The sequence below is a fragment of the Rhizobium brockwellii genome (assembly GCF_000769405.2).
GTDB classification, from domain to species: domain Bacteria; phylum Pseudomonadota; class Alphaproteobacteria; order Rhizobiales; family Rhizobiaceae; genus Rhizobium; species Rhizobium brockwellii.
Window position 1 is genome coordinate 2907766 of sequence record NZ_CP053439.1, and the last position, 12237, is coordinate 2920002.

At 59.6% G+C, this 12237-nt stretch carries 11 protein-coding genes; 1 reads left to right on the forward strand and 10 read right to left on the reverse strand.

The annotated features are described in order from the left end of the window. Positions 1-94: 94 nt before the first annotated feature. The 10 genes from RLCC275e_RS14515 to RLCC275e_RS14560 form a co-directional block, all read right to left on the reverse strand. Positions 95-913: a carbohydrate ABC transporter permease gene (locus RLCC275e_RS14515; RefSeq protein ID WP_003561086.1), complete on the reverse strand. Its 819-nt coding sequence runs from the start codon at positions 911-913 to the stop codon at positions 95-97. After that, a complete protein-coding gene (locus tag RLCC275e_RS14520; protein WP_033180987.1) occupies positions 910-1863 on the reverse strand; it encodes a carbohydrate ABC transporter permease in 954 nt (317 codons plus the stop codon). The genes RLCC275e_RS14515 and RLCC275e_RS14520 overlap by 4 nt, the downstream gene beginning before the upstream one ends. Beyond that, positions 1860-3101, reverse strand: coding sequence for an ABC transporter substrate-binding protein (locus RLCC275e_RS14525; protein WP_033181035.1), 1242 nt, complete (start codon positions 3099-3101; stop codon positions 1860-1862). Before RLCC275e_RS14525 ends, RLCC275e_RS14520 begins: the two co-directional genes overlap by 4 nt. 147 nt (positions 3102-3248) lie before the next feature. Continuing rightward, on the reverse strand, positions 3249-3419 hold the full coding sequence (locus tag RLCC275e_RS14530; RefSeq protein ID WP_165418926.1) for a hypothetical protein: 171 nt from the start codon (positions 3417-3419) through the stop codon (positions 3249-3251). 74 nt (positions 3420-3493) lie between these two features. Continuing rightward, the gene (locus tag RLCC275e_RS14535) at positions 3494-4207 is read right to left on the reverse strand and encodes an AAA family ATPase (protein WP_033180988.1); all 714 of its coding nucleotides are present in this window, start codon (positions 4205-4207) and stop codon (positions 3494-3496) included. A 230-nt stretch (positions 4208-4437) separates the two neighbouring features. Beyond that, entirely contained in the window at positions 4438-5589 is a 1152-nt protein-coding gene (locus RLCC275e_RS14540) for an iron-containing alcohol dehydrogenase (protein WP_003561096.1), read from the reverse strand. Continuing rightward, positions 5586-6971, reverse strand: a complete 1386-nt coding sequence (locus tag RLCC275e_RS14545; RefSeq protein WP_033180989.1) for an aldehyde dehydrogenase family protein — start codon at positions 6969-6971, stop codon at positions 5586-5588. Before RLCC275e_RS14545 ends, RLCC275e_RS14540 begins: the two co-directional genes overlap by 4 nt. 204 nt (positions 6972-7175) lie before the next feature. Next, complete coding sequence (locus tag RLCC275e_RS14550; RefSeq protein ID WP_033180990.1) at positions 7176-8540, reverse strand: glutamine synthetase family protein; 1365 nt, start codon at positions 8538-8540, stop codon at positions 7176-7178. 146 nt (positions 8541-8686) lie between these two features. Next, positions 8687-10249 carry an amino acid permease gene (locus RLCC275e_RS14555; protein WP_027683705.1) on the reverse strand — a complete coding sequence of 521 codons (1563 nt, stop codon included), beginning with the start codon at positions 10247-10249 and terminating at the stop codon, positions 8687-8689. A gap of 120 nt (positions 10250-10369) precedes the next feature. Next, a complete protein-coding gene (locus RLCC275e_RS14560) occupies positions 10370-11140 on the reverse strand; it encodes an N-formylglutamate amidohydrolase (protein ID WP_033180991.1) in 771 nt (256 codons plus the stop codon). Positions 11141-11318: 178 nt separating this feature from the next. Here RLCC275e_RS14560 and RLCC275e_RS14565 point away from each other — a divergent pair, with 178 nt between their 5' ends. Then, positions 11319-12191: a MurR/RpiR family transcriptional regulator gene (locus RLCC275e_RS14565; protein ID WP_033180992.1), complete on the forward strand. Its 873-nt coding sequence runs from the start codon at positions 11319-11321 to the stop codon at positions 12189-12191. Positions 12192-12237: the final 46 nt, after the last annotated feature.

Below are 12237 nucleotides of genomic sequence, written 5' to 3' on the forward strand. Positions count from 1 at the left end.
CAGTCTTTTCTTGCCACAGATATCGCCTCGTAACGCAAACAAAAGCCGCCAGAGATAAACTGGCGGCTTTCTTTATTGAGACGATATTGGAAACCTATTCCTTTGTAGCCCCTGCCATCAATCCGCTCATCAACATACGCTGTAGAGCCGTAAACATCACCAGCACCGGCAGAACAGACAGAACGGACATCGACAACAGCCGCGGCCAGTTGATGCCGTACTTGCCGACGCTATTGGCCAGCGCCAGCTGTACGGTCCACTTGTCCTGATCGGTGATGATCAGGAACGGCCAAAGATAGTCATTCCAGCGCCAGACAAGATTGAACGCCAGGAGCGTGCCGATGGCGGGCAGCGCCAATGGTACGATGATCCGCAGAAGAATCCGCCATTCCGGCGTCCCGTCAATGCGGGCTGCCTCAAGCAGGCTATCGGGAATGTTGGTAATGTACTGGCGCATCAAGAAAACCCCGGTTGGCGTCGCGGCCGGCGCAATGATCAACCCGGCCAACGTATCGAGCAACCCGAGGTCGCGAAGAACAAGGAACACCGGGATCATCACGATCTGCAGCGGCACCATCAGCGACGACATGATCAGCAGAAACACCAGCGTGTCGCCCTTGAACTTGAACTTCGCCAGGGCATAACCGGCCATGACGCTGATCGTGACCGAAAGCATGGCCGAAAGAACCGAGACGATAGCGGAATTCTGGAAGAACAGAAGGAACTTAGCCCGCGATACCGTGTCGATGAAGTTCTGCAGTGTCGGCCGTTCCGGCAGGAATGTCGGAGGCCATTGGAAGATTTCCTGCTGTGACTTCAGCGATGACAGAAACAGCCAGACCGGCGGCATCAGGAAGACGAAGAGGGTCAAGGCGACGAAAGCAAGCCGCCACGGAGTATAGACGCGCGTCATTTTTCGCCTCTCGATACGCGGAGCTGGAAGACGGTAAGAAGCAGCAGGATCACAAAGAGAACCATGGACTGCGCAGCCGCAACGCCAGCCTGCATAGGCTTTTGAAAGGCCGTGTCATAGATCGTCTGGATCAGATAGACAGTGGCTTTCCCCGGCCCACCGCCCGTCAACGACACCACGAGTTCGTAAACCTTGAAGGCCTCGATGGACGAAAGCACCAGCACCACCGCCATCGTGGGCTTCAGCAAAGGTAAGGTAATGTGCGTAAACTGCCGCCACTTCGTCGTGCGGTCGATCGACGCTGCTTCGTAGTAGTCGGGGGAGATCGCCGTCAAGCCTGCAATGAAGATCATCATATTGAAACCGGCCTGCGCCCAGATCCACGCAATCACGACGGCGATCTGCGCCATCGTATCCTGTTCGAGCCAGGCGACCGGTGCGATGTGCATCAGCGACAGCAGGTAGTTGACCAGCCCGTTGTTCAATCCGAACAGCCAGCGCCAGGCGACGCCGATAATCAGGAGGCTGATCATCGAGGGGAAGAAAACGATCGTACGGACGAACGCAAAGAATTTCGTCTGCGGTGAAAGCAGCAAGGCGAGCGCCAGCGAAACCGCAATGTTGAGCGGAACCGCTACGACGACGAAGACGACAGTCTTCACCAAAGAGGTGCGAAAATCCGCATCTTGGATCAAGCCGGTGAAATTCTGGAAACCAACATATTGAGGCCACGTGTTCGGCATTTGGTCGAGCACGACCACACCGCGACGGAAGAACGCCATCAGCAGCCCCTGTGCCAGAGGATAGAGCGTGAAGGCCACCAGCAGCGCGACGGTCGGAACCATGAGCAAGTATGGCCATGCCGCCAATCCAAGGGAGCGACCTAGCCCTCGCGATGCCGGGCGTTTGCCCGGCATCGTTTGCTCATTCACGATCAGCGTGCTCGTCACTTGCTGGCCTCGACTGCATCGTCTGCCGCTTTCTTGATCTGGGCAACCGCTTCCGCCGACGATATCTGTCCGGCGACGGTCTGCGTGACCGCTGTTTTGACCGTACCCCAGACGGACTGCATCTGCGGCCATGCCTGGTCTGTCGCAGCATAGGTAGGGCTGACATTCAGCTCATTCTGCATGCTTTTAACGGCGTCCGTTGCGGCCGGATTGCCGTATTCGATCGCCGGCGTCTTCAGGTTCGCCGGAATCATGCCGAAGGTCTTGGCATACTGCGCCTGAATTTCCGGAGAGGTGACCCATTTGATGAAGGCGACGGCTTCAGGCAGGTGCTGGCTGGTGTTGAAGGCAACGAGATAGTCGCCGCCATAGATCGACGAGGCAACGGTGCCGCGCGGCGTCGGCCCAGCCTGCCAGGCAAAACCGGCATTCTTTGCAAGGCCGGCAATCTGCCAACTGCCGGACATGTAGGCCACCGCCTGGCCGGCAGTGAACAATTCCTTCGGATTGTCCGAGCTTGCGCCGGTCCAAAGACCGGGTGGCATCGACGACTTCGAGAGATCGACGAATTGATCGAGTGTCTTGGTCCAGGCGGCCTCGTCCATAACGACCTTCACGGGCTCCTGCTCGGAGAAGATGTGGTTGCCGTACTGATATTCGTGAACGATCCAGCGGCTGGCCGAAACGTCCCAGACCAGCGGATAACGGGTGCCGGATTTCTCGGCCACTTCCCTGATCTTGGGCAGGAACTCTTCCCAAGTCCAGCCGGTCGCCTGATCGGGGATCGCGACGCCTGCCTTCTTGAAAGCATCAACGTTAAGGAAGATGCCGGTCGACGTCACCTGAAGCGGCGCGGCAATGACCTTGTCGCCCAGCTTCGCGCCGTCGGCCCAACCCTTAACGAAGTCCTTGATCCAGTCAGGTCCGATCTCCTTGTTCAGATCGGCAAGGAAGGGACGGATGACCGGCTCCATCGAGGAGGTAAGTGAAAGGTCCGGCATGATGCCGGATGCCGCAAACTGCTGGAATTTCTGGATCATGCCGTCATAGGGCGTAATCTGCAGGTCGAAAGTCGTCTCGGGATGCGATTGCGTATACTGCTCGAGCAGTGTGCGCACATTGGCTTCCTGCTCGTCGCCATCGACATACCATACCATTTTCAGCTCGGAAGCCATCGCGCTCGTGAGCATAAAGCCGGTCGCAGCGGCTGCCATTACAATTGTCTTGAGCGGTTTCATGGGTTCCCCTTCTTGGCTCATATCGTTCGTCTGACATTTGTTCGTAAGCATGACGAATTAAATACGAGTTTTCGGCGCTGTCAATACGTCGAATCCGGCGATCGTTAAGCTCTTGAGAGAAATCGCAGTGGCAACCCGAGCAGTCGTCTAGAAAATGAAGCGCTTGTCGTCTTCCGCACCGAGAGGAATCAGCAGCAAATCATCCTTCGAAGAGACGAGGCTCCTGGTGATAGCTTCGTCGCTGCCTGACTTCAGGCAGCGTCTGGCTGGCAGCGACATTACGGAAAGGCCGCCGGATCGCTCCGGCGGCCTCGTCATTTCCACACTCCTGCGAAATTCAAAGTGTTACCGCGTCCTCTGCGCGCCCGAAAAGACGCGGCGCTGTAGCATCGTCAGGCGGCCGAGCGGACCATCGGGCTCGTCACGCGGGCGGATGCCACCAGCCTCACCGGCAGCTTGCGCATCATTTCATCGGCAAAACAGGTCGCGTTCTCACGCGCCTTGTCGAGATTGCTGACGCGCATGGGATCGATCGTGTGCAGCGTGCCGCCGCAGTCGAAGATGTCGCGGAAGGCGGAGCGTTCGATGATCGCCGTATCGAGCACCGGCACATGCCGCTCGCTGAGCAGCGACTTGACGACTTGCAGCGCCCGCGTCGTCACCATCGAATTGACGCGGGTGAGCACCACCGAATGGCCGATCTTGATGCCGGCCTTCTCGTCCAGATACTGCAGCAGTTCGAGCACCTGCGCGCCGCCGCGCGCGTCCATCGCACAGCCCTGGATCGGGATCAGCACGTGGTCGGAGAGGCCGACGGCGGTGGCAAGCAGCGGATTGCGCGCACCGGGCAGATCGACGATGAAATAGTCGGTATTGTGCTTGTTCTCGCTGATATGCTGCGGCAGCGAGGCGGTTGTCACGAAATCGATCACCGAAAGATTGGGAACATGACCTGATATTTCGTGCCAGCGCGAAATCCAGTGCTGCGGATCAGCGTCGAGAATGGTGACGCGATAGCCTTTGCGGGCAAGCTCGGTCGCGAGCAGCAGAACAGCGGTCGTCTTGCCGGCGCCGCCCTTGGTATTTGCGAATGTGATGACAGGCATGTTCGGTCCTCGGAAGGAAATGGTGCGAGCCGATATCGCTCTTTTACGCACCCTCGGAGCATCGTGCGGTTAATCCATCCTTTCTAATCATGGTTAACAAATTGGAAACACGCGCGGCGAAATTGCAGCCGGTATTTTTCACATCCCTAAAACTAGGGATGTCGCGACAACAAAAAAAGCCCGGAAAACCGAGGTTCTCCAGGCCAGTCATAAGGTCCGCTCTTATCTTGTCAGAAGCAATCCCTGAAAAGGGTCTTGGTATTTTCGAGCGTCATTGCAACCGGGTTGCCACCCGCGCTCGGATCTTCGATCGCCATGGCCGACAATTCGTCGATGCGGTCGGCAGCGATTCCCATCGCCGACAGCGTCTCCGGCACCCCGAGTTCGGAGCGGAGCTTCAGCACATAGTCGTAGAACCCGTCGAAACCGCCCGAGATGCCGAGATAGGCAGCGGCGCGGCCGATCTTCTCCTCGATCGCCTTGCGGTTGAAGCGCAGCACCGCCGGCATCACCACCGCATTGGTCATGCCGTGATGGGTGTTGTAGACGGCGCCGATCGGATGCGACAGCGCGTGGATGGCGCCGAGCCCCTTCTGGAAGGCGACCGCGCCCATGGCGGCCGCCGACATCATGTTGGCGCGGGCTTCCAGATCCGTGCCTTCCCTGTAGGCGCGCGGCAGAAACTCCTTGACGAGACGCATGCCTTCCAGCGCGATGCCGGCCGACATCGGGTGATAGAAGGGCGAGGAATAGGCCTCCAGGCAATGGGCGAAGGCATCCATGCCGGTCCCGGCCGTGATGATCTTCGGCATGCCGACCGTCAGTTCCGGATCGGAGATGACGACGCCAGGCAGGAACTTCGGATGGAAGATGATCTTCTTCACATGAGTTTCGGAATTGGTGATGACGCTGGCGCGCCCGACTTCCGAACCGGTGCCCGCCGTTGTCGGCACCGCGACGATCGGGGCGATACCCTCCAGGCTCGCACGCGTCCACCAGTCACCGATATCTTCGAAGTCCCAGACCGGCCGCGTCTGGCCGGCCATGAAGGCGACGCACTTGCCGAGATCGAGGCCGGAGCCGCCACCGAAAGCAACGACGCCGTCATGGCCGCCGTCCTTGAAGGCCCTGACGCCGGCTTCGAGGTTTTTCTCGTTCGGGTTCGGATCGACATCGGCGAAGATCGCCCGGCCGAGACCGGCATCTTCGAGGATATCGAGCGCAGTCTTGGTGATCGCCATCGAGGCAAGGCCGCGGTCGGTGACGAGCAGTGGCTTCTTGATGCCCAGGCTCTTGCAGGCGTCGGCCAGTTCCGTGATGCGGCCCCGGCCGAGCTTGACCGATGTCGGGTAACTCCAGTTTGCGGTGATGTTGCTGCTCATGCTGTGACTTTCTTCAGATGGAAGGATTTCGGACGCGTCAGATTGTGGAAGCCGATGATCGACAGCGAGCCGCCGCGGCCGGTCTCCTTGACGCCGGTCCAGCAGAGCGCCGGATCGAGATAGTCTGCGCGGTTCATGAAAACGGTGCCGGTTTCGATCTCGCGGCCGAGCTGCCCTGCCCGCTCGACATCCTTGGTCCAGAGCGAGGCCGTCAGCCCGTACTGGCTGTCGTTCATCAGTGCCAATGCTTCCTCGTCACTCTTCACCTTCATGATGCCGACTGCCGGGCCGAAAGTCTCTTCGCGCATGAAGGCCATGGAGTGGTCGACATCGACGAGGATCTGCGGGGCGAGATAGGCGCCGCCGTCATCCTGGGGGAAAAGCTTGGGATCGACAAGCGCTTTGGCGCCCTTGGAAACCGCATCGGCGATCTGTTCGCGCACAACCTTGGCGAAGCGCTTATGCGCCATCGGCCCGAGCGAGGTTTCCGGATCGAGCGGATTGCCGAGCTTGTAGTTCGACACCCAGGCAACCGACTTCTCGACGAAAGCGTCATAGAGCGATTCATGCACATAGATGCGCTCGATGCCGCAGCAGCACTGGCCGGAATTGTAGGTCGCGCCGTCCATCAGCGTGTCGACGGCTGCCTCGAGATCGGCGTCCTCCATGACATAACCCGGATCCTTGCCGCCCAGTTCGAGGCCGAGGCCGGTGAACGTGCCGGCGGCGGCCCGCTCCATCGACCGCCCGCCTTCGACCGATCCGGTGAAGTTGACGAAATTGAAGCTGCCGGCGGCAATCAGCGCAGACGTCGTTTCATGATCGAGGAAGACGTTCTGAAACACATCCTCGGGAACGCCGGCCTCGATGAAGGCCTGTACCAGCCGCTCACCGACCAGTAGCGTCTGCGAGGCATGTTTCAGCACCACGGTATTGCCGGCCATCAGCGCCGGCGCGATCGTGTTGATCGCCGTCATATAGGGATAGTTCCACGGCGCGACGACGAAGACGACGCCATGTGCCTCGCGCTCGATGCGACGCTCGAAACGCTCGCTCTCCTCGACGACGAGAGGCGCCAGCGCATCCGCCGCGATCGAAGCGACATAGTTGGAGCGCTCGTTGAAGCCCTTGTATTCGCCGCCGTACTTGATCGGCCGGCCCATCTGCCAGGCAAGCTCCGGCACCACAACGTCGGACATCTCGTTCAGCCGCGCGGCACCCTTCAGCACCAGTTGCACACGCTCTTCGAGCGGCCGTTTCGCCCAGGCTTTCTGGGCCTTGCGGGCGCGCGCCACCACGTCCTTGGCAGCATCGAAAGAAAGGGCTGCGCGTTCGGCATAGACCGACCCGTCCACCGGTGAAATGCATTGGATCATTGCCATGATCGATTTCCTGTCCTCGTATTGGTCAATATTTGGGTGGGCGACAGCCCCTCATCCGCCTGCCGGCACCTTCTCCCCGCCTGCGGGGCGAAGGGATATGCCGCACCGCCTTCCTTAACCTCGACGCTGCGTTTGGCACGTCCCCTCTCCCCGTTTTTACGGGGAGAGGGTTAGGGTGAGGGGCAAACACACTCGAAATGCCTATTAAGCTCTTTCGAAACCGCGCGCCACTTCCCAATCGGTGATGCGGCGGTCGTATTCTTCCTGCTCCCACTCGCCGGCGCGCGTATAGTGGTCGATCACGTCGTCGCCGAAGGCCTTGCGCAGCATCGCCGATTCCGTCATCGCCGCCGTGGCCGCGCGCAGCGTGCGCGGGATCTCGCGAACGCCCTTACCGCCATAGGCGTCGCCGACGAAGGGGGCTTCGAGTTCGAGCTTGTTCTCGATGCCGTCAATGCCGGCGGCAAGCAGCGCGGCGAAAGCAAGATAGGGATTGAGATCGGAGCCGCCGACGCGGCACTCGATACGGATACCCTTGGTCTCTTCGCCGCACAGGCGATAGCCGGCGGTGCGGTTGTCCTTACTCCAGATCGCCTTGGTCGGCGCAAACGTGCCGGCCATGAAGCGCTTGTAGGAGTTGATGTAGGGCGCCAGGAAATAGGTGATCTCGCTCGCATGGGCGAGAAGCCCGGCGACGTAATGATGCATCAGCGGTGACATGCCGTATTTGCCGGTATGGTCGAAGAACAGCGGCTTCTCCTCCAGGCTCCAAAGCGACTGGTGGATATGCGAGGAACTGCCGGCAGCATTGTAATTCCACTTGGCGAGGAAGGTGATGGCCTTGCCCTTCGACCAGGCGATCTCCTTGCAACCGTTCTTGATGATCGCGTGCCGGTCGGCCATGGCGAGCGCATCGGCGTAGCGCACGTTGATTTCCTCCTGGCCGGCCGAGGCCTCGCCCTTGGAGTTCTCGACCGGGATGCCGGCGCCCTGCAGCCCGGTGCGGATCGCCCGCATCACCTCTTCCTCCTTGGTGGTCTGGAAGATGTGGTAGTCCTCGTTATAGGCGCTGGCGAGCTTGAGATTGCGGTAGCCGGAAGCCTGCGCCGACTCGTAGGTCTGGTCGAACAGGAAGAATTCGAGCTCGGAGGCCATGTAGGCCTTCATGCCCATGTCTTCGAGGCGCTTCACCTGCTTCTTCAGGATCGCGCGCGGCGAATGGGCGACCTCTTCATGCGTATGATGGTCGAGCATGTCGCACAGCACAAGCGCTGTACCTTCGAGCCAGGGAATACGGCGTAGCGTCGAAAGATCCGGCTTCATCGTATAGTCGCCGTAACCCTTCTCCCAGCTCGTCGCCTTGTAGCCGGAGACGGTCTCCATCTCCATGTCGGTGGCGATCAGGTAGTTGCAGCTGTGCGTTTCCTTCCAGGCGCTCTCGACGAAATATTCCGCCTGGAAACGCTTGCCCATCAGCCGGCCCTGCATATCCACCTGGCAGGCCAGAACCGTGTCGATGCGCCCCTCGGCAACATCCTTCCTGAGATCGTCGATTGTGTAGCTGCTCATGATTGATCCGCCTGAATTGGGATTGAGAAAATCGGGGCAACAAAATCGCATGCGCTCGGCCGGACTTTGCGGCCCGATGCCTTTTCGTTGAACCGTGACGGGGCCGCAGGATGCGGCCCCGCCATTTGAGAGGGAAGTCTCGTTGCTTAGTGTTCGCCGCTTTCACCGACGGCTGCTTCGGCGGCCGCGATGCCGGCCTGGCGCTTCGCCACTTCGGCGCCGATCGGCGGTCCCTTGAAGCGCCGGCTTTCGAAACCGAACCAGACGATCGCGGTGAGCACCAGGAAGCCGACGGTAACGTAAAGCGCAATGTCGTTCGGCGGCTGGATGCCGAGAATGAAGATCAGGATCATAGCGATGATCGTGAGCACGGCAAACAGCTTGAAGACGCCCTCACCGAGGTTCCACGGACCCATCTTGTCCCACTTAGATGTGCCCCAGGCGAAGAGGCCGAGCGTGATCGGAATCGCGAAGGAGAAGAACAGGAAGATGACAGTGCACGAGACAACGATCGTATAAACCGGCGTCTCACCGATTTTCATGAAGTCGAGTGAAGTAAACCAAACGAAAAGCACCGACAGGATCGAGCCGGTCCAAATCGCCGCTACCGGCGTGCGGTATTTCGGGCTGACCTTCGACAGCGCCTTTGATGCCGGCAGACCGCCGTCACGCGAGAAGGCAAAGATCATGCGCGAGACCGAGGTGACGGTCGCAAGGCCGCACAGCCACTGGCTGACCAGGATGGCAAAATAGAGAATGTCCTTGATAACAGGGTTCACCTGGCTGTCCATTGCCCAGAAGAACACGTTCCAGCCCTGCTTTGCCGCATCGTCCATGTTCGGCAGCATCAGAACGAAGGCGCACAGCATGATGTAGCCGAAAAGAGCTGACCACAGGACGGAGGAGACCATGCCGCGCGGAACCGATTCGGCAGCCTTGACGGTCTCTTCCGATGTATGCGCCGAGGCGTCATAGCCGGTGATGGTGTAGATCGGCAGCAGCAGGCCGAGAAGGAAGACCCAAGCGCCCGAGGTGGAAGGCCAGACGTTGCCGCCGACTTCGCCGGAATAGTTGGCAAAAGTAAAGAGACGGCCGATCTCGTAGGAGGGCGCTGCGATGAGGCAGACGGCCGACAGCGCGATAGCGGTCGCGAAGATGAGATAACCCGAGAAATCGGTCAGCTTCGCGGTCAGTCCTATGCCCATGTGGTTCACGAGCGCCTGCGCGCCGGTGATGACCACGAGGAAGATGATGCGCACTGCTATTGTGTCGGTCAGTCCGAAATAGCTGGTGCCGAACGACCCCATGAAGAAATAATAGGTGCCGACATTGATGGCACCGAGCACTGTGACGAGACCGAGCAGGTTGAACCAGGCGGTCACCCAGCCGGTGAAACGGTTGCCGAGGATCGAGCTCCAGTGATAGAGGCCGCCGGCCGTCGGATAGGCCGAGCTGATCTGCGCCATGCCGATGGCGAAGACGAGCGATATGAAGCAACCGACCGGCCAACCGATGCCTATGGCGGCGCCGCCGGCACCCGAGGTCGCCTGCGCCAGCGAATTGATACCGCCGGAGAGGATGCAGATAATGGAAAATGATACGGCGAAGTTCGAGAACGAACTCATGCGTCGTTCGAGTTCCTGGGCATAACCCATGGAATGCAGGATGTGCACATCCTGCTTCTTGTCCAGTTCGGTATAATCCGACATGACTTCCCCCTGTTCACGATCGGCCGCGGAATTGCAGCCGGTTCAGTGCCAAATTGTCCGCGGCATTTTCGCCATACGGACGTTCGCAGTTAGACTGCTCCCTCGGGTCTTCTTTTTGTGTCAGGCTTCCAGGCTTTGCTGGAGCAGCCCTTTCAGATAGTCGGCCACGACCCCTTGGCCGATATCGTCTGCGATGAGGTCATTGCGGACCTCGATCATCACATTGCGCAAGCCGTTCGAAAGCCCGTGCAGGATCAGCGTGTGGGTCACGCCATCCTCAGGCCCGTAAGGCTCGTTGCGTTCTGTCCTGTAAAGCGGCGCCTCGGCCGCAGCCTCCAGCATACGGTCGGCAAGCCGGCTGTCCTCATCGTGCAATATGCCGAGTTCGACGGCGCGTTCGCGGCCATGATAGACCGGCGTGAAGCTGTGCATCGTCACGATGATGCTGTCCTGCCCCCTCGCCCGGCGATCGCGGATCAGCCCGCGAATGGCGTCGTGGAAAGGCACGTAGAGCGAGTCGGTGCGCGCAAGCCGTTCTTCGGGGCTCAAATCCTTGTTGCCGGGAATGGCGTAGATCTCGCTGGTCTCCGGCATGGCGCCGGGTGAATTGGGCGGCCGGTTGCAGTCGTAGATAAGCCGGGAGAACCGCTGGTAAACGAGCGTCGCGTCGAGCGCTTCCGATATGTTGCGGGCGACCGCAAGCGCGCCCGGGTCCCAGGCAATGTGACTGGAGAGCGCTTCGCTGGGCAGGCCGAGATTGCCGAAAACGGCTGGAAGCGCATTCGAAGCGTGCTCGCAGATGAGAAGCACCGGGCTCCGGCCGTGGATACGCTCGATCCCGACGCAGTCACCGTCCGCTTCACTGAGGATTTTCGGCCGGGCCAGCACCAAAGGCGCCACTCCTATCCCTTAACAAATTCTTGATGAAGAAAAGAATTCTTCAGGTTTCAGCCGGTGTCAAGCATCCACTGAAAATTTCTTTTCATGACAGTGGTTGACATGGATTATGACAGCGTTGTTAACTTTGAGTGGGAAAGTGGCGCTAGACCATCCCGGGGAGCATAGTTACGTGACAGTTGCGTCGAAGACGGTTTCGGACGTTATACACTCGCATTTGGGGGTGTTGACGCGCGCCGAGAAACAGTTGGCCGAAAGCCTTCTCGACAATTATCCGGTTTCCGGCCTCGGCAGCATCACGACGATTGCCGAGAATGCGGGCGTCTCGACGCCGACCGTCGTGCGCATGGTGCAGAAGCTCGGCTTCAAGGGCTATCCGGACTTTCAGGCGCATCTGCATCAGGAAGTCGAGGCGACGATCTCGAACCCCATCGCCAAGCACGACCGCTGGGCGCAAAATGCGCCGGGCACCCATATTCTCAACCGTTTCGCCGATGCCATCATGGGCAATCTGCGCCAGACGCTGACCGATCTCGACACCGCGACTTTCGACAGCGTCGCCGCGCTGCTTTCCGACCGCAAGCGCGGCCTTTATTTCGTCGGCGGCCGCATCACCGGCGCGCTTGCCGAATATTTTTTCACCCATATGCAGGTCATCCGGCCGGCAACGACGCTGCTCTCGTCGAATTCCAGCAGCTGGCCGCAATATGTCCTCAACATGAATGCCGGCGACATCCTGATCATCTTCGACATCCGCCGCTATGAGCAGGACATGGTGAGCCTTGTGACCGCCGCCCGCAAGCGCGGCGCCGAAATCATCGTCTTCACCGACCAGTGGGGCTCACCGGCCGCCAAGCTCGCCAGGCATGCTTTTCGCGTCCGGATCGAGGCGCCGTCGGCCTGGGATTCTTCCGTCGTTACACTGTTCATTGTCGAAGCGCTGATCGAAGCCGTTCAGAATTCGACCTGGGACGAGACGAAGGAGCGCATGAAGACACTGGAAGGCCTGTTCGAGCAGACCAGGCTTTTCCGCAAACCGGGTTAGGAGGACAAGACTAAAACAAAGAAAAACAATGACGGATTTTTCGCGG